The sequence below is a fragment of the Pseudomonas orientalis genome, from assembly GCF_022807995.1.
Lineage (GTDB): Bacteria > Pseudomonadota > Gammaproteobacteria > Pseudomonadales > Pseudomonadaceae > Aquipseudomonas > Aquipseudomonas orientalis_B.
Genome location: NZ_CP094351.1, coordinates 1,264,364 through 1,288,283 on the forward strand (window position 1 = coordinate 1,264,364; position 23,920 = coordinate 1,288,283).

The 23,920-nt window shown below is 61.0% G+C and carries 21 protein-coding genes; 7 read left to right on the forward strand and 14 right to left on the reverse strand.

Translation table 11 applies throughout. The annotated features are described in order from the left end of the window. Positions 1-96 precede the first annotated feature (96 nt). Complete coding sequence (locus MRY17_RS05425; RefSeq protein ID WP_243353404.1) at positions 97-867, reverse strand: MipA/OmpV family protein; 771 nt, start codon at positions 865-867, stop codon at positions 97-99. A 228-nt stretch (positions 868-1,095) separates the two neighbouring features. Between MRY17_RS05425 and MRY17_RS05430 the strand changes: the two genes are divergently transcribed. From MRY17_RS05430 to MRY17_RS05455, 6 genes are all read left to right on the forward strand, one after another. Then, positions 1,096-1,800: an MtnX-like HAD-IB family phosphatase gene (locus MRY17_RS05430; protein ID WP_181284160.1), complete on the forward strand. Its 705-nt coding sequence runs from the start codon at positions 1,096-1,098 to the stop codon at positions 1,798-1,800. After that, entirely contained in the window at positions 1,793-3,187 is a 1,395-nt protein-coding gene (locus MRY17_RS05435) for an aspartate aminotransferase family protein (protein ID WP_181284159.1), read from the forward strand. The genes MRY17_RS05430 and MRY17_RS05435 overlap by 8 nt, the downstream gene beginning before the upstream one ends. Continuing rightward, entirely contained in the window at positions 3,184-4,032 is an 849-nt protein-coding gene (locus MRY17_RS05440; RefSeq protein ID WP_181284158.1) for an alpha/beta hydrolase, read from the forward strand. Before MRY17_RS05435 ends, MRY17_RS05440 begins: the two co-directional genes overlap by 4 nt. Before the next feature lie 138 nt (positions 4,033-4,170). Then, positions 4,171-5,295, forward strand: a complete 1,125-nt coding sequence (locus MRY17_RS05445) for a GNAT family N-acetyltransferase (protein WP_243353405.1) — start codon at positions 4,171-4,173, stop codon at positions 5,293-5,295. Next, entirely contained in the window at positions 5,295-7,073 is a 1,779-nt protein-coding gene (locus MRY17_RS05450; RefSeq protein ID WP_181284156.1) for a sensor histidine kinase, read from the forward strand. The genes MRY17_RS05445 and MRY17_RS05450 overlap by 1 nt, the downstream gene beginning before the upstream one ends. Then, entirely contained in the window at positions 7,063-8,460 is a 1,398-nt protein-coding gene (locus tag MRY17_RS05455; protein ID WP_181284155.1) for a sigma-54-dependent transcriptional regulator, read from the forward strand. The genes MRY17_RS05450 and MRY17_RS05455 overlap by 11 nt, the downstream gene beginning before the upstream one ends. A gap of 61 nt (positions 8,461-8,521) precedes the next feature. Here the strand turns inward: MRY17_RS05455 and MRY17_RS05460 are convergent, their stop codons facing one another. The 11 genes from MRY17_RS05460 to MRY17_RS05510 form a co-directional block, all read right to left on the reverse strand. Further along, on the reverse strand, positions 8,522-8,860 hold the full coding sequence (locus MRY17_RS05460) for a GlpM family protein (RefSeq protein ID WP_057724775.1): 339 nt from the start codon (positions 8,858-8,860) through the stop codon (positions 8,522-8,524). Next, the gene (locus MRY17_RS05465) at positions 8,860-10,197 is read right to left on the reverse strand and encodes a sigma-54-dependent transcriptional regulator (RefSeq protein ID WP_057724776.1); all 1,338 of its coding nucleotides are present in this window, start codon (positions 10,195-10,197) and stop codon (positions 8,860-8,862) included. The genes MRY17_RS05460 and MRY17_RS05465 overlap by 1 nt, the downstream gene beginning before the upstream one ends. Further along, positions 10,194-12,095, reverse strand: coding sequence for a sensor histidine kinase (locus MRY17_RS05470; RefSeq protein ID WP_181284154.1), 1,902 nt, complete (start codon positions 12,093-12,095; stop codon positions 10,194-10,196). The genes MRY17_RS05465 and MRY17_RS05470 overlap by 4 nt, the downstream gene beginning before the upstream one ends. A gap of 165 nt (positions 12,096-12,260) precedes the next feature. Continuing rightward, positions 12,261-12,995 (reverse strand): amino acid ABC transporter ATP-binding protein, encoded by a 735-nt coding sequence (locus MRY17_RS05475; RefSeq protein ID WP_124357250.1) that lies wholly within the window; start codon positions 12,993-12,995, stop codon positions 12,261-12,263. Further along, positions 12,992-13,663 (reverse strand): amino acid ABC transporter permease, encoded by a 672-nt coding sequence (locus tag MRY17_RS05480; RefSeq protein WP_046071144.1) that lies wholly within the window; start codon positions 13,661-13,663, stop codon positions 12,992-12,994. The genes MRY17_RS05475 and MRY17_RS05480 overlap by 4 nt, the downstream gene beginning before the upstream one ends. Further along, a complete protein-coding gene (locus tag MRY17_RS05485) occupies positions 13,663-14,409 on the reverse strand; it encodes an amino acid ABC transporter permease (RefSeq protein ID WP_057724778.1) in 747 nt (248 codons plus the stop codon). The genes MRY17_RS05480 and MRY17_RS05485 overlap by 1 nt, the downstream gene beginning before the upstream one ends. A 193-nt stretch (positions 14,410-14,602) precedes the next feature. Further along, positions 14,603-15,529: a glutamate/aspartate ABC transporter substrate-binding protein gene (locus tag MRY17_RS05490; RefSeq protein WP_057724779.1), complete on the reverse strand. Its 927-nt coding sequence runs from the start codon at positions 15,527-15,529 to the stop codon at positions 14,603-14,605. A gap of 369 nt (positions 15,530-15,898) precedes the next feature. Then, positions 15,899-17,437: a glycerol-3-phosphate dehydrogenase gene (gene glpD / locus MRY17_RS05495; RefSeq protein ID WP_191951553.1), complete on the reverse strand. Its 1,539-nt coding sequence runs from the start codon at positions 17,435-17,437 to the stop codon at positions 15,899-15,901. A gap of 276 nt (positions 17,438-17,713) precedes the next feature. Continuing rightward, positions 17,714-18,469 (reverse strand): DeoR/GlpR family transcriptional regulator, encoded by a 756-nt coding sequence (locus tag MRY17_RS05500; RefSeq protein WP_057724781.1) that lies wholly within the window; start codon positions 18,467-18,469, stop codon positions 17,714-17,716. A gap of 83 nt (positions 18,470-18,552) precedes the next feature. Next, positions 18,553-20,058 (reverse strand): glycerol kinase GlpK, encoded by a 1,506-nt coding sequence (gene glpK / locus MRY17_RS05505; protein WP_243353406.1) that lies wholly within the window; start codon positions 20,056-20,058, stop codon positions 18,553-18,555. 76 nt (positions 20,059-20,134) lie between these two features. Then, positions 20,135-20,992 carry an MIP/aquaporin family protein gene (locus MRY17_RS05510; protein ID WP_065951807.1) on the reverse strand — a complete coding sequence of 286 codons (858 nt, stop codon included), beginning with the start codon at positions 20,990-20,992 and terminating at the stop codon, positions 20,135-20,137. A gap of 325 nt (positions 20,993-21,317) precedes the next feature. Here MRY17_RS05510 and ybaK point away from each other — a divergent pair, with 325 nt between their 5' ends. After that, entirely contained in the window at positions 21,318-21,788 is a 471-nt protein-coding gene (gene ybaK / locus MRY17_RS05515; RefSeq protein ID WP_243353407.1) for a Cys-tRNA(Pro) deacylase, read from the forward strand. A 130-nt stretch (positions 21,789-21,918) separates the two neighbouring features. On the opposite strand, the gene MRY17_RS05520 is transcribed toward ybaK, so the two are convergent. Together MRY17_RS05520 and argF are read right to left on the reverse strand one after the other, a co-directional pair. After that, positions 21,919-22,974 carry an ABC transporter ATP-binding protein gene (locus tag MRY17_RS05520; protein ID WP_243353408.1) on the reverse strand — a complete coding sequence of 352 codons (1,056 nt, stop codon included), beginning with the start codon at positions 22,972-22,974 and terminating at the stop codon, positions 21,919-21,921. Then, positions 22,971-23,891, reverse strand: coding sequence for an ornithine carbamoyltransferase (gene argF / locus MRY17_RS05525; RefSeq protein ID WP_181284150.1), 921 nt, complete (start codon positions 23,889-23,891; stop codon positions 22,971-22,973). Before argF ends, MRY17_RS05520 begins: the two co-directional genes overlap by 4 nt. Between the last annotated feature and the right edge of the window lie 29 nt (positions 23,892-23,920).

The window sequence follows — 23,920 nt, forward strand, 5'->3', positions numbered from 1 at the left end:
AGATGCACTCACTGACACTCCCTCATCGGGGGCAAGCCCCCTCCCACATTTTGATCTCCTTATATCAGGCAGATCTGCAGCGTTTTTGCGCAGGCTTTAATCGAAGGTGTAGCTGATCGCCGTCTGCACCTGGCGCTGGTTGACGCTGCCGGCCTGCCTGACGATGCTGCTGTTGGCCGCCGAGCCGACCAGGTGCACCCAGCTGGCGCTGGTCAGCAATGACCAATGCGCCGCCAGCGGGAACGCGAAGCTCTGGCTCAGCGCCACGTTCTGCAAGCCACCGCTGGCGTTGTAGGGCCGAAAGCCCGTGGCGGCGGCTTCGTTGTTGTCCACGCCGAAGAAGGTATTGGCCTGGCGCGCATCGGCAAAATGCGCGACCAGCCCGGTGCTGCCGATAATCCCGCCACCCAGCGGATAGCCGAGTTCGCCGCCGAGCTTGCCGAGCGCGCCACTCTGCGTGTGCCCACCGCCCACGGCCTGGCCCAACTGCGCGTAGACCCGCCAGAAATCGGCCGGGGCGTACTGGACGAAACCGCCGACCTCGGCCATGTCCGACACATTGCGCATGCCTTGCAGCGCGCCATTGGAGGTGCGCCCCGAGAGGTAGTTGATATAGGGCCCGGCGGTAATCCCGTGGGTATTGAGCACGCTCCAGGTCAAGCCGTCATCGGTGCTCAGGCTCACGTTGCCCCAGTCCAGGTCCAGGTAAGGGACAGGGCGGGTTTCGTAGCGGCTGCCGCTCGGGTCATGGGGCTGGTAACTGAGGCCGGCGCCCACGTCGCCGCTGATGCCTTGCGCCCAGGCGGTGGTGGAGAGGCCGCACACCCCGAAAATGCCTGCGAATACAACGGACGTGAGTTTGGACATGGCGCGCTTTCCTGACGAGTTCATGCGCGCATGAACGCGCAGACCCCGGCCCTCACGCAAGCACTCATCTTGTTTGTAGCAAGCTACAAAAATTGTAGCCTGCCGGACCCATATCCTCGCCATATCCAGGCAGAACCCCGGCCCTGCCGGGCTTTGGCCGATTGGCACGCTCCCTGCTCTACCGATGATGCAAGCGCATACAGCGCGCCTCTTTCCAAGGTAGACGCAATGAACCAATGGCATATCGTGTGTGACTTCGACGGGACCATCACCCCCACCGATGTCATCGACAACGTCCTCCAACGCTTCGCCGGCCCCGAGTGGGAAACCATCGAACAGCAATGGCTGGATGGGCATATCGGTTCACGCGAATGCCTGAGCCGCCAGCTGGCGCTGATCAAGGCCACTCCCAGTGAACTGCTGGCGTATTTCGACAGCGTCGAGATCGATCCGGACTTCCCGGATTTCGTCGATCACGTCATGGGCCTGGGCGCGACCATCGAAGTGGTCAGCGACGGCATCGAGCAGGGCATCGCACGCATTCTGTCGCGCAACTACGTGACCTTGCTGCCGATCCTCGCCAACCGCCTGCGCCAGGTCGACCAGAACAGCTGGCGCATCGACTTTCCGTACGCCAGCGATGCCTGCCGCGCCGCCTCCGGCAACTGCAAGTGCAAGTCCACGCCGGGCAACAAACGCGTGCTGGTGATCGGCGATGGCAAGTCCGACATGTGCGTGGCCTCCACCGCCGACTTCGTGTTCGCCAAGGGCAGCCTCGCCGAGTATTGCGTCGCCCACCGCATTCCCCATGCGCGCTTTGACACCTTTGCCGAGGTGCCTGCCCTGCTGGCGCAACTGCCGCAAGGCATCGCCGCCAACGCCGCGACTTTCAACACCTCTTCCGACACTCAGGAACTCTTCCATCATGTCTGATATCCGCATTGCCACCGCCGAAGACCAGATCCTTCTGGATAAAGAAGCCAAGTACTGCTCCTACGGCGACACCGTTCACTACATCGAGCCGCCGCGTATTTTCAGCCGCTGCGAAGGCTCCTACGTGTGGGATACCGAAGACCAGGCCTACCTCGACCTGCAGATGTGGTACTCGGCCGTCAACTTCGGCTATGCCAACCCGCGCCTGAACAATGCGCTGAAACAGCAGATCGACACCCTGCCGCAGATCGCCAGTCAGTACCTGCACAAAGGCAAGATCGAGCTGTCGGAAATGATCGCGGTCGATGCCAAGAAAAAATTCGGCCTCGACGGTCGTGTGCACTTCAATGTCGGCGGTTCGCAATCGATTGAAGACTCGTTGAAGGTGGTGCGCAACGCCAGCAATGGCAAGAGCCTGATGTTCGCCTTCGAAGGCGGCTACCACGGCCGTACGCTCGGCGCCTCATCGATCACCTCCAGCTTCCGCTACCGTCGTCGCTATGGCCATTTTGGCGAGCGCGCCAACTTCATTCCGTTCCCGTACCACTTCCGTGGCCCGAAAGGCATGACCAAGGAAGAATACGGCAGCCACTGCGTGCAGCAATTCGCGCGCCTGTTCGAGACTGAATACAACGGCGTCTGGGACCCGAAAACCAACCAGTGCGAATACGCGGCGTTCTATGTGGAGCCGATCCAGGGCACCGGCGGCTACGTGATCCCGCCGATGAACTTCTATCGCGAACTCAAGCACGTCCTCGATCAGCACGGCATCCTGATGGTCTCGGATGAAATCCAGATGGGCTTCTACCGCACCGGCAAACTCTGGTCGATCGAGCACTTCGACGTGCAGCCGGACGTGATCGTGTTCGGCAAGGCGCTGACCAACGGCCTCAACCCGCTGGGCGGCATCTGGGCCCGTGAAGAGCTGATCAACCCGACGGTGTTCCCGCCAGGCTCGACCCACTCAACCTTCGCCTCCAACCCGCTGGGCACTGCCGTCGGCCTGGAAATGTTCAAGATGACCAACGAAGTCGATTACGGCGCGATGGTCATGGCCAAGGGCAAGTTCTTCCTGGAGGGCTTGCAGGACCTGCAGAAACGTTTCCCGATCATCGGCGATGTCGACGGCCTGGGCCTGGCGCTGCGCTGCGAAATCTGCGGGCCGGATGGCTTCACCCCGGACAAGGCGACCCTGGACTACATGGTCGAGGAAGGGATGAAGGGCGACATGGTGGTCGATGGCCAGAAACTCGGCCTGATCCTCGACGTGGGCGGTTACTACAAGAACGTCATCACCCTGGCACCATCGCTGGAGATCAGCTACCCGGAAATCGAACTGGGCCTGAAGCTGCTCGAGCAACTGCTGGTACGGGCGACCAAGCGGTGAGTGCCGGCGAGATCGACCTCGGTGAAGGCGATGCCGGCTTCGTTCTCGGTGAGGGTCCGGTCGGGATCCTGTTGATCCACGGCCTGACCGGTACTCCGACCGAGTTGCGCCAGGTCGCCAGGGGGCTGGTCAAGGCAGGCAACTGCACGGTGTACGTGCCCACCCTGGCCGGTCACTGCGGCGACAACAGTGACCTGCAGGCCACCGGCTGGCGTGACTGGTACGAAGGGGTGCGCAAGACCTTCGTACAGGTCAAGCGGCGTCACGCACAGGTGTTTGTCGGCGGCTTGTCCATGGGCGCGGTGATGTCGATGTACGTGGCGGCCGAGCACCCGGGGCAGGTCGCCGGGCTGCTGATGTATTCCACCACCTTGAAATACGACGGTTGGAGCATCAACAAGCTGGCCTTTCTCACACCGTTGCTGATGAGGATTCCGTTCGGCGTGCACGTTTGCAGCTTCGAAGAGAAGCCGCCCTACGGCATCAAGAACGAACGCCTGCGGGCCATCGTCGAGCGGCAGATGAAGGAGGGCGCGAGCAGCGAGGCGGGGTTGTTGACCATGGAAGGCATCACCGTGCGCGAGTTGCATCGTCTCAATGCCGTGGTCAAGAAGCGCATGCCGGCGATCAAGGTCCCGGCGCTGGTGCTGCACTCCATCGAGGACGACATCACCAGCCGCTGGAACGCCGATTACGTGGAGCGCCACCTCGGCGGCCCGGTGACCAAGATCCTGCTGGATAACTGCTATCACATGATCACCGTCGATTTGCAGTACCGGCGCGTGATCGAGTTGAGCGCCGAGTTTGTCGAGCGGCATTCGATGCATCTCAATCGTGTGGCCTGATTCGCTTACCTGTAGGAGCGAGCTTGCTCGCGAAGGTCGTTCACGATAACGCGTACTGCCAGGCTAAACGCGGTCTCTGTGCGATTTTCGCGAGCAAGCTCGCTCCTACAGTAGGGGCGGTGTTGATAAGGAAAAACTGTGATAACCACCCAAGCCTACCCGACCATCCGGGCTATCCAGCGCGATGCCTGGAATGACTGTTTCCCCGGTGCCCTGGAGGACTGGGACTATTACCTTGCCGTGGAAAATGCCGCGATCAATGACTTCCAGTGGCGTTACCTGGCCGTCTACGAACATCAGACGCTGGTGGCCGTAGCGGTCGCGTTCGTTACCCATTATCGCCTGGACACCACCGTGTCCGGGGTCGGCAAGCGCTTGTCCGAGCGCTTGCAACGCCTGTGGCCGGGCGCTTTGCAGTTGGCCCTGTACGCGATCGGCTCGCCGGTGGCCGAGCGTTGTGACGCGGGTATTGCCAGCCACGTGCCCGAGGGGCGCAGGCCGCTGTTGCTCCAGCAATTGCTCATTGCGGCGCGCCGCGATGCCGACGGGTTCGGCATCGGCCTGCTGGCGGTCAAGGACGCACCGACCCACGACTCGCACTGGGCCCAGAGTTGTCGCGCCGCAGGTTTTCAAAGCATGCCGAGTCTGCCCACCGGCGTATTGCCGGTGCCCTATGGTTCGGTGGACGCCTACCTGGGCTCCCTGGGTAAATCGACGCGCAAAGACCTGCGCCGCAAACTGCGCGCGCCCGGACCACGGGTGGAGTGGCGGCACAACATCGATGATGTGCTGCCCGAGGTGATGCGCCTCTATGAAGCCACGCTCACGCGTGCGGACTTGCAGTTCGAACGCCTGCCCGCCGGCTACTTCACGGGGATTCTCGAACAACTGCAAGCGCGTGCGGTGTGTGTACTTTACTGGGTGGACGAACACCTGGTGGCATTCAACCTGATCCTGCTCGACGAGCATCGGCTGATCGACAAGTTTTTCGGGCATGACATCGCGTTCAGCCGTGAATACAACCTGTACTTCCGCAGCTGGCTGACCAATGTCGACTACTGTATCCAGCACAATATTGCGCTGTACGAATGCGGCCAGGCCGGATATGCCAGTAAACTGCGCCTGGGGTGCGAGTTTCAGGGCAACAGCCTGTTTTTCCGCCACCGCAACCGGCTGGTCAACGGCCTGCTCAAGCTTGTAAAAGTGTTTATCCGACCGGACCGTTCCGACCCTGCCATGGCTGCTGCGATAAGCGAAACCTGATGATTACCAAGACCCGCCAGAAAGCCCGGCCCTTTGCCATTTCGCGCTGGAGCGTGCAGCGCAAGCTGGTGCTGGCCTTCTGGCTGGTCAGCGTCATTCCGACCATGATCGCGGCGGAACTGGCCGCCACCACGTTGTCGCAGATTTTCGACAGCAACGTGCGTATCTGGCTTCAGGAGTCGACCAAGATCGTCAAGGACGAGATCGGCGACATCCTTCACGACAACGCGCGCATGGCCAAGCTGTTCCTGCGCTACACCAGCCCGCCCTCATCCAGGCAGGCCGAACGGCATGACCGGCTCACCGCCGACATCGCCAGTGCCACCGACATCGATGTGGTGGCGCTGATTCGTACCAGTGATCACAAGGTGCTGTTCAGCACCGCCGCCGACGACATCGTCAAGCAGATCAGCCTGACCAGCAATGCGGTGTTGCAGACGGTACAGGTCGCCGGCGTGAGCACCGGCCTGGTGGTGTCGACCTTCGAGACCAACCGCGATGGGGTCGATTATCTGCTGCTGGTGGCCACTTACCTGGACAGCAGCTTCCTCACCAGCGTCGCCGATGTGCATTCCCTCGACCTGCGTTTGTACTTGGCCAACCCGTCGGGGTTTTCCGAGATATTTTCGACTCAGCGCTTTGAAAACCACCCGTCGCGCATTCCCAAGGACGTCGAAGCCGAGATGCGCACCACGCGGCAGCCGAGCGAGCAGTTCACCAATCAGTACAGCGGTTTGTACTGGCCGATATTCAACGACGCCGGCGAGCTGCAAGGCGTGATCTTCAGCGGCCTGCTGCGCCACACGAGCCTGGTGGGGCTGGTGAACCAGAGCAATTTGTTCATGCTGATTTTCCTGGTCAGCTCGGCGCTGTCGCTGGCCGCGGGCATGTGGGTGTCGCGACGCCTGACCCAGCCCCTGCGCGACTTGTCCCAGGGCGTGAACGCGGTGATTTCGGGCAACTACACGCACCGTGTCGTGGTCAGCGGCGGCGACGAGCTGGCGCAACTGAGCAGCACGTTCAACCACATGACGGAACGCCTGGGCGAATTGCATCATCTGGAAGCCCAGCTACGCCGGCGTGATCGCCTGCATGCCCTGGGTGAAGTTGCCATGGGCCTGGCCCATGAAATCCGCAACCCGTTGGGCATCATCAAGACCGCCACCCAACTGCTGCACCGTCGCGCCGACTTGCCGGACACCGACAAGCGCCACCTGGAGTACGTCATCAGCGAGGTCAGCCGGATCAACGAACTGATCACCGAATTTCTCGACTTTGCCAAGCCCAATCCGCCGATGCGCGTCCTGCAGCCGGCACGCGCCCTGGTGGAAGAAATCCTTGGATTCTGCAGCCCGGAGTTGAGCATCCACAACATCGACGCACAGATTGACGACCAGGCGCCCGACGCCACGATCTACGCGGACGCCAAGCAGCTCAAGCAGGCCTGCCTCAACCTGATTCTCAACGCCATCGACGCAATGCCCGACGGCGGGCGCCTCACCCTGGGTATCCGCAGCGCGGGCGACAACACCGTGATCAGCATCGCCGATACCGGCGAAGGTATTCCGGCGGACATGGTCGAGCGCATCTTCACGCCGTTCGTCACCACCAAGGCCTCGGGCACGGGCCTGGGACTGGCCAAAGTCTATTCGATCATGGAGAGTCACGACGGCAGCATCGAGTGCGCCACCGAGAAAGATGCCGGCGCCACCTTCAACCTGTACATTCCGGCTAACGGTGAAGACGACGGCGAGGATGGGGACGGGCATGACGCATAACGTATTGGTGGTCGACGACGAGCCCAAGCTCTGTGACCTGCTGTCGTCCGCCCTGAGCCAGAGCGGCATCCAGGTGTTTACCGCAGGCAATGGCCTGCACGCGCTCAAGGTGCTGGAGCAGGAAGCCATCGACCTGGTCATCAGCGACTGGCGCATGCCGGGGATGGACGGGCCGGCGTTGCTGGCCGAGATCAAACAGCGTTATCCGCAGGTGCCGGTGATCGTGATGACGGCCTACAGCACGGTGAAAAATGCCGTGCAATCGATGCGCAATGGCGCCTACGACTACATTGCCAAGCCGTTCGATATCGACGAGCTGGACATCACCGTGGCCAAGGCCCTGCAGTTTCGCGACATCATGCGCGACAACGCGCGCCTGCGCGCCGAGCTGGATGAACATGCGCAGTTCGACAGCCTGGTGGGCGACAGCCCGGCGTTTCGCAAAGTGCTGCAAGCGGTAGACTCGGTGCGCGACAGCAGTGCAACTATCCTGCTGACCGGCGAAAGCGGTACCGGCAAGGAAATGGTCGCGCGTGCCATTCACAAGCATGGTAGCCGTGCCGACCAGCCGTTCGTGGCGGTCAATTGCGCGGCGATTCCTGAAGGCTTGCTGGAAAGTGAGATGTTCGGTCATCGCAAGGGCGCGTTCACCGGCGCCGTGGCCGACCGGGTAGGGCGCTTCATGCAGGCCGACAAGGGCACGCTGTTCCTCGATGAGGTCGGTGATATGCCGTTGGCCTTGCAGGCCAAGATCCTGCGCGCCTTGCAGGAGCGGGTTATCGAGCCGGTGGGCGACCCCCGCGAACGCAAGGTGGACGTGCGGGTGATCGCCGCCACCAACAAGAATCTGCTGGACGCCGTGGCCAACAAGGAGTTTCGCGAGGACCTGTATTACCGCCTGAATGTCTTCCCGATCCCTTTGCCGGCCCTGCGCGATCGCGTGGAAGATATCGCGCCCCTGGCCCGGCACTTCGCCCACACCCTCAGCGCGACGGCCGGCAAACGCATCAGCGGGTTCAGCCCCGAAGCCTTGCAGGCGATGGCGGCGTATCACTGGCCGGGCAATATCCGCGAGCTGCAAAACTGCGTGGAGCGGGCAACCATTGTGGCGGCTTCGCCGGTGATCGAGGATATCGATTTGCCGGGGTATCTGTTTGCCTCCAGGCCCGCCGAGGCTGGCACGGCGGCAATCCTGAGTGATGGGCCGGGTTTGCCGCAGGATCTGGATGCGGCGCTGGCGGAGGTGGAGAAGGCTTATATTCTGGCGGCCTTGCAGGAGAGCAATGGGGTGCAGGCTGCGGCTGCGGCGAAGATCGGGATCTCGGAGAGGAGCTTCTGGTATCGCCTGAAGAAGCTGGGCATCCAGGTCGACAAAATAGTTCGCTGACAGAATGTGGTTGAAAATGTGGGAGGGGGCAAGCCCCCTCCCACATTTGGACTGCGGTGTGTCAGGTGTGGAGGCGTACCCACACGCTGACCAGCACCGTTGCCGCCATCAACCAAGCGACTGCGGCGACTGCAAGTGATGCTTCCAACCGCATCCGATCCACCAGCACATACAATGTCGCCAGATACACAAAGTACGGAATGATCGACCACATCCCGAACAGTATCGTGGTCTTCAAATCCTCCACCGAGCGGCCTTTGCCGACGATGTAGTGGGCGATCAGCGCAAAGGTGGGAAACAGCGGCACCAGGCCTGCGATGTAATAATTTCTGGTCTTGGCCAGCGCCGCCAGTATCAGCACTACCGCGGCGCCAAGCGCGGCTTTGAGAAATAGATCCATCAGTGACTCAACCCGTATTTCTTGACCTTGTCGAACAGCGTGGTCTTGGCCATTCCCAGTTCCTGACTGGCCTGGGTCAGGTTGCCGCCGCTGCGTTGCAGGGCATCGTTGAGCAGGTTGCGCTCGAAGGCTTCCACCGCTTCGGTAAAGGCCAGGCCCTGGGTGCTGCTACCCGTACCGCTTTTCTTGAAGGCGGGCAGGCCCAGGGCGAAGCGTTCGGCGACGTTGCGCAGTTCGCGCACGTTGCCCGGCCAATCATGGCTCATCAGGCTCGACAGGGTCTGGTTGTCCAGCTCCGGCGCGGTGCGGTCGAAGCGCAGTGAGGATTGCTGCAGGAAGTGTTCGAACAACTGCAGGATGTCTTCACGGCGCTCGCGCAGGGGCGGCAGTTCCAGGGTGACTACATTGAGCCGGTAGTACAGGTCGCTGCGGAACTGGCTGGCGCGGCTCAGTTCGTCCAGGTCGGACTTGGTGGCGGCAATCACCCGGCAGTCCACGGCCACGCTCTGGTTCGAGCCCAGGCGCTCGAGGGTGCGTTCCTGCAGCACCCGCAACAGTTTGATCTGCAGGTTGATCGGCATGCTTTCCACTTCATCGAGAAACAGCGTGCCCTCATGGGCGTGCTCGATCTTGCCGATGCGACGCTTGCCGGCGCCCGTGAAGGCGTTGGCTTCGTGACCGAATATCTCGCTTTCGAACAGGTTCTCCGGCAGCCCACCGCAGTTCAGTGCGACGAACTGGTGGGAATGGCGCCGGCTGAAATCATGCAGGCAACGCGCGACCAGCTCCTTGCCGGTGCCGGTTTCACCTTCGATCAGCACATTGGCCGAGGTGTCGGCAACGTTGGCGATCAGTTCGCGCAGGTTTTGCATCGCCGGCGAGCGTCCGATGATGCGGCCTTCCAATGAATCGCGCTCGGCCAACTGGCGGCGCAGCGACCAGACCTCCCGCGCCAGCCCGCGCTGTTCCAGGGCACGCCTGGCAACCTCCACCAGACGCTCGGGGGAGAAGGGTTTTTCCATGAAATCGTAGGCGCCGTTGCGCATGGCGCCGACGGCCATGGAGATGTCGCCATGCCCTGTGATCAGCACCACCGGCAGGCTTTTATCCAAGGCCTTGAGGCGGGTCAGCAGCTCCAGCCCGTCGATGCCCGGCAGGCGGATATCGCTCACGACAATGCCGGCGAAGTTCTCGCCGATGTGCGTCAGCGCTTCTTCGGCGCTGCCCACGCCAACGCTGGGAATGTCTTCCAGCGCCAGGGCCTGCTGGCAACCCAGCAGCACATGGGGGTCATCTTCGACGATCAGGACAGTGAGGTCTTGGGCTTGCATATTCATGTCGACTCAACTTTTTCAGCGCCCGCCAACGGCAGGTTCAGGACAAACGCGGTACCACCACTGGCCGGATGTTCCACCGCCAGGCTGCCGCCGGTGGCGGCCGCAAGGCTTGCAGACAAAGTAAGGCCCAGGCCCAGGCCTTGCTCGCCGGGTTTGGTGGTAAAGAACGGTTCGAACAGATGCTTGCGGGCTTCGGGGTCGATGCCGTGGCCATTATCGCGCACCCGCAGGCGATATTTGCCCTCGGCGTGCTGGCCTTCCAGCCACAGCTGCGGCACCGGTTGCGCCTGCATCGCATCAAGGGCGTTACCGATCAGGTTGACCAGGATCTGCTCCAGGCGCGTCTGGTCGATCTGCAGTTGGGCATTGGCGAACTCACGGTGCACGGCCAGGGGCAGGGTGTCCAGGCGCGCGCCGAGCACCTGGAACGCAGCGTCCACGGCCTTGGCCAGGCTCGCCTCGCCCTGGCCGTCACCGCGCCGGGCAAACGAGCGCAGGCTGGCGGTGATGCGGCCCATGCGGTCGATCAGTTCGTTGATGGTCTTGAGGTTGGCGCTCGCGGTGTCCAGGGCCCCGCGCTCGAGGAAGCGCACGGTGTTGCCGGACAAGGTGCGCAGCGCGGCCAGGGGTTGGTTCAATTCGTGGGCGATGCTGGTGGACATCTGGCCGATCGCCGCGAGTTTGCCGGCCTGCACCAGTTCGTCCTGGGCGTGGCGCAGGGTCTCTTCGGCCTGGCGCCGTTCGCGGATCTGGCCCTTGAGCCGTTCATTGCTGGCGCGCAGGTCGGCGGTGCGGTCGGCAATCCGGCGTTCCAACTGGCTGTTGGCTTCCTGCAATGCTTCCCGTGCGGCAAGGCGGGTGGCGATGACCTTGCGCCGCTCGTTCCAGGCAATCAGCAAAAACGCGACCAGGCCGAACGCGACGGCGACCAGAATGCCCTGATTGATCGCGGCGCGGCGCAGATCATTGAGCGGGGTGAGCAGGGTGAAATTCCACGGCGTGTCATTCAACGGCCGGGTTTGTGCCAGGTAGCTGACTTCGTGCTTGTCGCTGACCACTTCGCTGTTGGCCGGGAAGGTCAGTTTTTCGCTGCCTTCGTTCAAGCGTTCGCGGGCCAGGGGCTCCAGCGCGCTCAGGGTCGCCCAGTAATATTGCAGACTGTGGGCCAGGCGGTCCCGGGTGTCATCGCTCAGGGGCCGCACCGCCTTGAGGCGACGTGCCGGGTCACTGGACAGAATGATGATGCCGTTTTCATCGCTGACAAAGGCTTCAAGGCGCGCGCGTTGCCAGCGCTCCTCAAGCGCTTCCAGGCGGACCTTGACCACGGCGACGCCGATGATCTTGCCGTGCTCTTCCAGGCCGTGGGCCAGGTAGTAGCCGGGTTCGCCGTTGGTGCTGCCGATGCCGTAGAAACGACCGGGTTGGCCGCGTACGGCGTTCTGGAAATAGGCGCGAAAGGACAGGTCTTCACCCTGGTAACTGTCGGCGTCGCGCCAGTTACTGGTGGCCAGCACCCGTCCGGTGGTGTCCATCACGTAGATGGCCCGGCTGCGGCTGCGGCGATTCAGGCCTTCAAGGTAATCGTTGACGGTCTTGCGGGTTTCCTGGGTGGGATCGGCCAGGAGCAGGGAAACACTGGATTCCAGCTCGAGCAGGCTGGGCAGGTAGGTGTATTTGCTCAGTTCGCTTTCGACGGTGCGGGCATGCAGCTCCAACTGGCGTCCGCTGTTGTCGCTGAGGGTGCGGATGCCGTAGTACTCACTGACCCAGAAGCCGATAAAACCCAGGCCGATCATCAGGGCGATGATCAGCGGCGGCAGGAACAGTTGGCGTATCAGACGAGGCTTCACGGCAAGTGATGGCGGCGCGGCGCGATATTGATTGGGGTCGCATTTCATCACAGATGCCTTGGGTCAACCAGCGCTGCCAGCCTGTGTGGTCCACTGTGGGAGGGGGCTTGCCCCCGATAGCAGTGTGTCAGTCGGTACACCTTTAACTGATCCACCGCTATCGGGGGCAAGCCCCCTCCCACATTGGGCCGGTTTCGGCAGGGGAAGCTTTACTTAGTGCTGCAGGATTTTCTCAAGGAAGTGCTGCGCACGTTCGGAGCGGGCGCTGATGTCGCCGAAGAACTCTTCTTTCGGGCAGTCTTCGATGATCTTGCCGGCGTCCATGAAGATCACGCGGTCGGCCACTTTGCGCGCAAAACCCATTTCGTGGGTCACGCACATCATGGTCATGCCTTCCTGGGCCAGTTGCACCATCACGTCGAGCACTTCGTTGACCATTTCCGGGTCCAGCGCCGAGGTCGGTTCGTCGAACAGCATGACGATCGGGTCCATGGCCAGGGCGCGGGCAATCGCCACACGTTGCTGCTGACCACCGGACAGTTGGCCCGGATGCTTGTGGGCATGGGCCGACAGGCCTACGCGCTCGAGCAGTTGCAGACCCTTCTGGGTGGCTTCTTCCTTGCTGCGGCCGAGCACCTTGATCTGCGCGATGGTCAGGTTTTCGGTGATGGTCAGGTGCGGGAACAGCTCGAAGTGCTGGAACACCATGCCCACGCGCGAGCGCAGTTTCGGCAGGTTGGTCTTCGGGTCGGCAATCGAGGTGCCGTCCACGATAACGTCGCCCTTCTGGAAGGGTTCCAGCGCGTTGACGCACTTGATCAGCGTGGATTTGCCTGAACCCGACGGCCCGCACACTACGATCACTTCGCCTTTTTTAACTTCGGTGCTGCAGTCGGTCAGCACCTGGAAGTCGCCATACCACTTGTTGATGTTCTTGATAGAGATCATACGGCAAACCTTTTTTGCAGACGCTTGACCAGCAGCGAGGCGGAAAAGCTGATGATGAAGTAGACCACACCGGCGAAGATCAGGAACTCATTGGAGCGGCCGATGATGTCGCCGTTGGAGCGGGCGGAGTTGAGGAAGTCCACCAGGCCCACGGTGTAGACCAGCGAAGTGTCCTGGAACAGGATGATGCTCTGCTGCAGCAGCAGCGGCGTCATCTTGCGGAACGCCTGGGGCAGGATGATCAGGCGCATGGTCTGGCCGTAGGTCATGCCCATCGCCTGAGCGGCTGCCATCTGTCCCTTGGGGATCGACTGCACGCCGGCCCGCACAATTTCACAGAAGTACGCGGCTTCGAACATCATGAACGCCACGACGCACGAGGTGAACGCGCCGATCGGCGTGTCTTCGCCGGTGATCCAGCGCAGCACGAACGGCACCGCCAGGTAGAACCAGGTGATGACCAGCAGCAGCGGGATCGAACGGAAGTAGTTCACATAGGCGCCGGCCACACGGGACAGCAGCTTGCTGGACGACAGGCGCATCAGCGCGAGGATCGTGCCCAGGATGATGCCACCGACCACGCCCATGACCATCAGTTGCAAGGTCATGACCATGCCGTTCCACAGGCCCGGGATCGCGGGGATGATGCCGCTGAAATCGAAGTCCATTATTTACCCCCCACGGAGATCAGGCCGGGCACTGCGACTTTCTTCTCGACCACGCGCATCAGCAGCATCAGGCTCATGTTCAGGGTGAAGTAGATCAGCGTGGCCAGGGTGAAGGCTTCAAACAGGTTGGCCGAAAACTCGGCGGTCTGCTTGGTTTGCGCCAGCAGTTCCATCAAGCCGATCAGGGACGCCACGGAGGAGTTCTTGAATACGTTGAGGAATTCGGAGGTAAGCGGCGGAATGATGATGCGGTAGGCTTGGGGCAGCAGCACGTTCCAGTAGATCTGCGGCAGCTTGAAGCCCATGGCGCGGGCTGCGGATTCCTGGCCGCGTGGCAGCGCCTGGATGCCGGTGCGCACTTGCTCGCACACACGGGCCGCCGTGAACAGACCCAGGCACACGACGACGCTCAGGTAGGCCGAGGTGGTCGGGTTCAGGTCTTGCTTGTACCAGTCCTGCAGGTTCTGCGGCAGCAGATCGGGTACCAGGAAGTACCAGATAAACAGCTGAACCAGCAGCGGCACGTTACGAAACAGTTCCACGTAGCAAGTCGCGATGCCCGATACGAGGCGGTTCGGTACGGTGCGCATGACCCCCAGAATGGAGCCCAGCAGCAAGGCGACAATCCATGCCACGACAGCGATGGCGATGGTCCAGCCCAGGCCGGCGATGTACCAGTCGAGATACGTCTCGCTGCCAACGCCGGTGGACTTGAAGAACACGCCCCAGTCCCAGTTGTAATTCATTAGGGTCTCCCCCGAAATCGATCGATGTACAAGCACCTGCTTGGGGAATGCCATTTCCCACCTGACGTCGAACGCCAGGCACACACGATCGGCTCGAAAACCGCCAGGTCGAGTGTTCCAAGTTAAAGCCAGCAGGTAATAACAGACGCCTGAGGGAGGGTAGGCTCCCTCAGGCGATAAGCTTAGTCAGGTATCAGATTTTTACTTCTGGCGCTGGTTTGTCGCTCGGGTTGGCGATCAGCTCTTTAACCTTGTCGCTCATCGGGAAGTTCAGGTTCAGGCCTTTCGGTGGGATCGGGCTTTCGAACCACTTGGCGTAGATCTTGTTGATCTCGCCGGACTTGTACAGGCCGACAATGGCGTCATCCACAGCTTTCTTGAAGTCCGGGTCGCCCTTGCGGACCATGCACGCATAGGCTTCGAAGGACTGCGGAGTACCGGTGATGACCCAGTCGTCCGGCTTCTTGGCCTTGGCTTCTTCACCGGCCAGCAGGGCGTCGTCCATCATGAACGCGACGGCGCGGCCGCTTTCGAGCATCTGGAAGGATTCGCCGTGGTCTTTGGCGGAGATGACGTTCATGCCCATCTGCTTGTCGGCGTTCATCGCCTTGATGATGCGCTCGGACGTGGTGCCGGCGGTGGTCACGACGTTCTTGCCTTTCAGATCGGCAAAGTCGGCGTAGGACGGCTTGCCTTCCTTGTCTTTCTTGACCAGCAGACGGGTGCCGATTTCGAAGATATTGGTGGTGAAATCAACTTGCTGGGCGCGTTCGGCGTTGTTGGTGGTGGAACCACACTCAAGGTCCGCGGTGCCGTTCTGGATCAGCGGAATGCGCGTTTGCGAGGTCACCAGGTTGTACTTGACCTTCAGGTCGGGCTTGTTCAGGTCTTTTTTCAGGGCTTCGACGACGGCCAGCTGAATGTCGTGGGAGTAGCCGACAGGCTTGCCCGAACCATCCGCAATGTAGGAAAACGGGATGGAGCTGTCGCGGTGAGCGAGAGTGATAGTGCCGGAGTCGTTGATTTTCTTCAGCGTGCCGGTGAGTTCGGCGGCGAAAACTGGAGTGCTGATCAGAGCAGCAGCGATAGCTGCGCCCAGGATATGGGGAACGATGCGCATCAATACTTCCTCGACATTTGTTTTTTTTATGAAGCCAGCTAAACGGCTCTTCTTGTGCAGCGAATGCCTTGACGGCTCCTGAGGCGTCTCAGGCAATCGTCAGGAAGTGTAGAGCATGAGTCGTGCCATACCGAAAACAAAAGCTTAACCTATTGAATTAAATGGAAATTAACTTTATGTGACGGTCGCCGTTTGGATCCCAGGTACGGCTAACCGAATAGAGAGGACGTATAACGTTCGGAAAACCGAATATCACCCCCCGCTGACGGTAGGAGCGAGCTTGCTCGCGAAAAACGCAAAAGCGCCGCGGTTATCCTGGATAAACGCGGCGCTCTCGGGTTTTTCGCGAGCAAGCTCGCTCCTACAGTGTCAGGCCGCTTCGATCTTGCTGCGGTTCTGTTCAACCTTGGACAGGTAGCGTTGCAGGTTGTCCTGTTCGGCCGCCGTGGTGAACAGGCCCAGCTTGGTGCGGCGCCACAGCACGTCCTGAGGCTGCGTCACCCATTCTTCAGTGCACAGGTAATCGACCTCACGGGTGTAAAGCCCGCCTCCCAGGTGCTCACCCAGATCAGCCAGGGTCTGCACACCTTCCAGCAGGCGCCAGGTGCGGCTGCCGTAGGTGGTCGACCAGCGACGGGCGATCTCGCTCGGCAGCCAGTCGAACTTGCTGCGAATGGCCTCGGCCAGGGCTTCTGGCGTGGTCATGTCTTCGCCGCCGGGCAGGCTGGCCTTAGCGGTCCAGCTTGGGCGCATCTGCGTGAAGTACGGCGCCAGTTGCGCCATGGCCGATTCAGCCAGCTTGCGATACGTGGTCAGCTTGCCGCCGAACACCGACAGGATCGGTGCCTCGCCGGTGGCGCCGGACAGCGACAGGGTGTAGTCGCGGGTAATGGCCGACGGGTTATCCGATTCGTCATTGCACAACGGACGCACACCCGAGTAAGTGTGGACGATGTCGTCACGGCTCAGTTGTTTCTTGAAGTGTGCATTGACCACTTTGAGCATGTAGTCGGTTTCACCTTCGGTGATCGCAACTGCAGCCGGGTCGCCGGTGTATTCGCGGTCGGTGGTGCCGATGATGGTCAGGTGATTCAGGTACGGAATGGTGAAGACGATGCGTTGGTCTTCGTTCTGCAGGATGTGTGCATGCGCCCCTTCGTAGAGTTTCGGTACGATCAGGTGGCTGCCCTGGATCAGGCGAATGCCGTAGGGCGAGTCCAGCTTCAGGTCGTCCTTGATGAACTTGGCGACCCATGGGCCTGCGGCATTCACCAGTGCACGGGCGCGGATCGAGAACAGGCTGCCATCGGCGCGCTCCATGTTCATTTCCCACAGGCCGTTACTGCGGCGTGCGCTGATGCAGCGGGTCTGGGTGTGGATATGCGCGCCTTTCTCGCGCGCGGCCATGGCGTTGAGCACCACCAGGCGCGCGTCGTCGACCCAGCAGTCGGAGTATTCGAAGCCTTTGGTGATTTCGCTTTTCAGCGGGCTGTCGGCGCCGAACTTGAGGCTTTTGGAACCGGCCAGTTTCTCGCGCTTGCCCAAGTGGTCATACAGGAACAGGCCGGCACGAATCATCCAGGCCGGGCGCAGGTGCGGACGGTGCGGCAGTACGAAGCGCATCTGCTTGACGATATGCGGGGCCTTCTCCAGCAACACTTCACGCTCGGCCAGGGCCTCGCGGACCAGACGGAACTCGTAGTGCTCCAGGTAGCGCAAGCCACCGTGAATCAGCTTACTGCTGGCGGAGGAGGTGTGGCTGGCCAGGTCATCCTTTTCGCAAAGGAATACCGACAAACCGCGCCCGGCTGCGTCTGCTGCAATGCCGACGCCATTGATCCCGCCGCCGATAACGGCGACATCATAGACTTCGGCAAGCGGTGGAGCAGGCAAGGTAGAAGGGTTCATCGGCTGGCCTCGCGATCTTTTCGTATTGGAATTCGAACATTAATGTTCATTTGCGAAAATGGTAGCTGATAAATGCGGGCACAGCCAGTCGACTTCGATTGAAAAAACTCATCGAAGGGTGGCTAAAGGAAAATTTGTGAACATGAGCCTGGGCTTGGCTGAAGAAAGAGGGGGTTGGATAAATCGCCATCGGGGGCAAGCCCCCTCCCACACTCGGATGTGCGACGCCATTGAAATGTGGGAGGGGGCTTGCCCCCGATGGGGACCGGCCAGGCGCTAAACGACTTCCAGACGAACCTTATGCTCATTCAACACCTGCACCAGCGCCGGCACCGGCTGCTGATCCGTCACCAGGCAGTCCACCAGACTGATCGGCCCCAGGCGAATCATGGCATTGCGCCCGAATTTGCTGGAGTCCGCCGCCAGGATCACTTGCCGCGCATTGGCGATGATCGCCTGGGAAACCCGCACTTCCTGATAATCGAAGTCGAGCAGGCTGCCATCTTCATCGATGCCGCTGATGCCCACGAGTGCGAAATCGACCTTGAACTGGTTGATGAAATCCACACTGGCCTGGCCGACCACGCCGCCGTCACGCCGCACATTGCCGCCGGTCAGCAATACGTCAAAGTCGTCCTTGGCACTGAGCATGGTGGCGACGTTGAGGTTGTTGGTGATGATTTTCAGGTGATGGTGATTGAGCAGCGCGCGGGCGATGGATTCGGTGGTGGTGCCGATATTGATGAACAACGAGGCGTGATCGGGGATCTGCGCCGCGATGGCTTCACCGATACGCTGTTTCTCATCGCGCATCTGGTCGGCCCGCATGGCGTACGCGGTGTTTTCGACACTGGAGTCATAGGCCGCGCCGCCGTGGTAGCGGCGCAGCAGATTGGCGTCCGCCAGCTGGTTGATATCGCGGCGGATGGTTTGCGGGGTGACAACGAACAACTGCGCCATTTCCTCGATACTGACATAGCCGCGTTCGCGGACCAGTTCGAGGATTTGTTGTTGGCGGGGAGGCAGATTCATGGGGCGTCCTTTGGGCTGCCATACAAAAGTGGCCCATGATGACGCAGGAATCGGCTCCCTGCCAGTTACAACCTGACGTTGGCTTATTCAGCGCCTTCGTGCGGCTCCCAGTCGCGGGTGCGGCTGACTGCTTTTTGCCAGCCTGCGTAGAGCTTCTCTTTGGAGGCCTCATCCAGCTGTGGTTCGAACTCGCGCTCGATCACCGCCTTGCCGCGCAACTCCTCCAGGCTGCCCCAGAAGCCGCACGCCAGGCCGGCCAGATAGGCTGCGCCCAATGCGGTGGTTTCGCGCATTTGCGGGCGCTCGACCTGGGTGCCGAGGATGTCGGCCTGGAACTGCATGAGGAAGTTGTTGGCCACCGCACCGCCGTCCACGCGCAGGGCCTTGAGGCGTTCGCCCGAGTCCTGTTGCATGGCGTCGAGCACGTCACGGGTCTGGTAGGCAATCGACTCCAGGGCGGCACGAATGATGTGATCCACGCGTACGCCACGGGTCAGGCCGAACAGTGCGCCACGGGCGTACGGATCCCAGTACGGCGCGCCCAGGCCGGTGAAGGCGGGTACCAGATACACGCCGTTGCTGTCCTTGACCTTGCCGGCGAAGTATTCGGTGTCGGTGGCATCGGCGATGATCTTCAGCTCGTCACGCAACCACTGCACGGTAGAGCCGCCGTTGAATACCGCGCCTTCCAGGGCATAAGCCACTTCGCCACGTGGGCCGCAGGCGATGGTGGTGAGCATGCCGTGGTTGGATTTCACCGCTTTGTCGCCGGTGTTCATCAGCAGGAAGCAGCCGGTGCCGTAGGTGTTCTTGGCCTGGCCGGCTTCGACGCACATCTGGCCGAACAATGCAGCCTGTTGGTCACCCGCGATGCCGCCGATGGCGATGCCGCTTTTGGTGCGGCCGTAGATCTCCGAGGAGGACTTCACTTCCGGCAGCATTTCGCGCGGTACGTCGAGGATCTCCAGCATCTTCGCATCCCACTCCAGCGTGTGGATGTTGAAGAGCATGGTGCGCGACGCGTTGGTGTAGTCGGTGACGTGGGTCTTGCCGCCTGTAAATTTCCAGATCAGCCAGCTGTCGATGGTGCCGAACAGCAGTTCACCGTTACGCGCACGCTCGCGGCTGCCTTCGACGTTGTCGAGGATCCACTTGAGCTTGGTGCCGGAGAAGTACGGGTCGGTGACCAGGCCGGTGGTGTCATTGATGTATTGCTCGTGGCCGTCGCGCTTGAGCTGCTGGCAAATCTCGGTGCTACGGCGGCATTGCCAGACGATCGCGTTGTAGATCGGGCGGCCGGTGACTTTGTCCCACACTACGGTGGTTTCACGCTGGTTGGTGATGCCGATGGCGGCGACCTGATCGTGGTGCAGGCCGGCCTGCGCCAGCGCTTCGACCATCACCGCGCTCTGGGTCGCGAAAATTTCCATTGGGTCATGCTCGACCCAGCCCGCTTGCGGGTAATGCTGAGTGAATTCACGTTGGGCGGTGCACACCACGTTGGCGTCGCGATCAAAGATGATCGCCCGGGAACTGGTGGTGCCCTGATCAAGGGCAATGATGTAGTTCTTATTCTGAAGGTCGGTCATGTCAATTGCCTTGGACGAAATAAGGAAGTCAGAAATCAGCCGGGGTCACGAAGGGCAGGGACCCCGGCTGGCGCTTTCAGGAAATACGGGTCTTGCCGTTGACTGCCGTGTCAGTTGTTTCTTCAGCTATAGCAGGTGCGGCGCTTGGCAGATGACGGGCAATCAGCCCGCGATAGGCGGCAGCGCCGAGGCATGCGCCGACAATCGGCGCGAAAATCGGTACCAGGAAGTAAGGAATATCGCGGCCGCCAGTAAAGGCCATTTCACCCCAGCCGGCGAAAAAGGTCATCAGCTTGGGCCCGAAATCCCGCGCCGGGTTCATCGCAAAGCCGGTCAGCGGGCCCATGGCGCTGCCAATCACAGCGATCAACAGGCCGATCAGCAGCGGAGCCAGCGGACCACGTGGCAGGCCATTGTTATCGTCCGTCAGCGCCATGATCACGCCCATCAGGATCGCCGTGATGACCATTTCCACCAGGAATGCCTGCGCAGTGCTCAGCAAGGCATGGGGGTAAGTGGAAAACACCGAGGCCAATTCCAGGCTGGCCTGGGAGCCACGCACCATGTGGTGGGTTTGTTCGTAATCGAAAAAAAGATTGCTGTAGAGCGTGTACACCAGCGCGGCGGAACAGAAGGCACCGGCGATTTGGGCAAGGATATAGAAGGGCAGTTTGCGCTTTTCGAAATCGGCGAAAATGCACAGGGCGATACTCACCGCCGGGTTGAGGTGAGCCCCGGAAATACCGGCACTCAGGTAGATCGCCATGCTCACGCCGACGCCCCAGATAATGCTGATTTCCCACAAGCCAAAGCTCGCACCCGCGACCTTGAGCGCAGCAACGCATCCGGTACCAAAAAAGATCAGCAGCGCAGTGCCGAGGAATTCGGCCATGCATTGGCTCGAAAGTGAAGGCTGTTGAAGAGCAGTTGTCATGGAAAACCTCAGTTGTTGTTCTTGTCTGGCGCACTGCCTCAACGGGCGGTGGCGCGATTTTCACCGTGACAAGGATCCCCATCCTGCGCCACGGCTTACCGCTCGAATACCGGGAGCTATTCCTACAGCATTCGGAAACGAAAAAATATAGACAAGAATGACCGCTGTCAAAGGTCGAAAGTGAACGATTGGTCATTTTCGAACTATTGGTGTGGTGAATGATCGCGGAGCGAGCCAGGTATCCGTACGTGGGAAGGACTGTACTAGAGCGTTTTGGGCGGACTTGGCCTAGAATCGGCCTTCAGTTAGCACTCTCGGAGCCCATATGACCCCGGCCTTGGATCTGTTGAAAAAAGTTCGCGCCGAACATCGTATCCACAGTTATGAACATGACCCCAAGGCCGCATCGTATGGCCTGGAGGCCGCGGAAAAGTTGGGTCTCGACCCGGCGCAAGTGTTCAAGACGCTGCTGGCGAGCAGTGAGAAGGGCGAATTGCTGGTGGCAGTGGTGCCGGTCGTCGGAAGTCTGGACCTGAAGGCACTGGCGAATGCGGCAGGCGTCAAGAAAGTCGAAATGGCTGACCCGGCGGCAGCGCAGCGTTCCACCGGGTATCTGCTGGGCGGTATCAGCCCTTTGGGGCAAAAGAAGCGCTTGCGCACGTTCATCGATGTGACCGCGCAGCCATTTGCGATGATTTTTGTCAGTGCTGGCCGGCGCGGGTTGGAGGTTGAGCTGCCAGCCAGTGTGTTGGCTGAACATACCCAGGCCCGGTTCGCGCCGATTGGCCGGGCCTGATTTTCAGCCGTACGCAAAACCAAATGTGGGAGGGGGCTTGCCCCCGATTGCAGTGGGTCAGCTACAGATAAACTGACTGACCCGGCGCTATCGGGGGCAAGCCCCCTCCCACATTTTCAGTCCGGTTTCGTCAATTGGCTGCTTGCAATTGGAACAGCACCAGATGCTCGGCAGCCACTCGAATGCCCACATCCGCCCCGACCTGCTGATCGACGTGGCTGGGGAAAATCGACTCCAGCTGCGCGCCCGTCGGCAGTTGCAGACGGTATAGCGTCGACGCGCCGAGGAAGGTCTTGCCGACGATCCGCCCTTTCAACGCACTGTCCGGCGCATAGACGATGTCATCCGGCCGTAGCAATACATCCACCGCGCCACCGATCGGCCAGGTATAGGCACGGTTGCCACGCAGTTCACCCAGCTCGGTGCTGACGGACTCATGCGAGCTCAATTGGCCGCGAATGAAGTAGCCCTGGCCGATAAAGCTGGCCACATAGGGCGTCTGCGGCTCGTGATAGAGATTGTAGGGCGTGTCCCATTGCTCAAGACGACCCTCCTTGAAAACGCCCACATGGTCGCTGACGGCGAAGGCTTCCTCCTGATCATGGGTGACCAGGATAGCGCTGGTGCCGCGCGCTTTAAGAATGTCGCGCACTTCATGACTGAGCTTGCGCCGCAGTTCGCCATCCAGGTTGGAAAAGGGTTCATCCAACAGCAGCAATTGCGGTTCCGGCGCCAGGGCGCGGGCGAGGGCGACGCGCTGTTGCTGACCGCCGGAAAGCTCGTGGGGGAAACGTTTGCCCAGGTCTTTGAGGTTGACCAGTTCGAGCAGCTCGGCCACCACATGCTCTTTGTGCGGGTGCTTGCGAATGCCGAAAGCGATGTTGTCGGCCACGCTCAGATGAGGAAATAGTGCGTAGTCCTGGAACACCATGCCGATCCGGCGTTTTTCCGGTGCCAGGGTGAAGCCGGCACTGGAGATCACTTCCCCCGCCAGGCTGATTTCGCCTTCGTGCACCGGCTCGAAGCCGGCAATGGCGCGCAGCGTGGTGGTCTTGCCGCAGCCGGAGGAGCCGAGCAGACAACCGATGTCGCCGGCGTTGAGGTGCAGATTGAGGTTCTGCACCACCCGTTGATCTTGATAGCCGCATGCCAGATTGCGCAGGTTCAGCAGTAATGGCTGGCTCATGCGTGGTGGTACGACGGCGGGACGAGAAATTCGAGCAGGGCCTTTTGCGCATGCAGGCGGTTTTCGGCCTGGTCCCAGGCGACCGAGCGCGAATCGTCGAGCAGGTCGAGGCTGATTTCCTCGCCGCGGTGAGCAGGCAGGCAGTGCATGAACAGCACATCCGGCGCGGCCAGGTCGAGCAGGGCACGGGTGACCTGGAAAGGCGCGAACAGAGCCAGGCGCTTGGCGGTTTCGTCTTCCTGGCCCATGGAGGTCCAGACGTCGGTACTCACCAGATGGGCGCCGATCACCGCATCTTTCGGATCGCGCAGCAACTGCACGCGGCCATCGGCCTTGGCCATGAACTCGGCGCTGGGTTCGTAACCCTCGGGGCAGGCGATGCGCAGGTGGAAGTCGAACTGGATCGCGGCTTCTATATAGCTGTTGCACATATTGTTGCCGTCGCCGATCCAGGCCACGGTCTTGCCCTGGATCGAGCCGCGGTGTTCGAGGAAGGTTTGCATGTCGGCCAGTAACTGGCACGGATGCAGGTCATCGGACAGGCCGTTGATCACAGGCACGCGCGAGTTGGCGGCAAATTCGGTCAGGGTGCTGTGGGCGAAGGTACGGATCATCACGGCGTCGAGCATGCGCGACATGACGATGGCGCAATCGCTGATCGGCTCGCCACGGCCGAGTTGGGTATCGCGCGGCGACAGGAAGATAGCCTGGCCACCCAGCTGAATCATGCCGGCCTCGAAGGACAGGCGGGTGCGGGTCGAGGATTTCTCGAAAATCATCCCCAGCACGCGGTTTTTCAGAGGCTCAAACAGTACGCCGCGGTTACGCAGGTCTTTAAGCTCAATGCCTCGACGGATCACGCTGACCAGCTCTTCGGGCGTGCAATCCATCAGGGAGAGAAAGTGCCTTGCGCTCATCATTAACTACCTTTTTGCAACAGACCGCA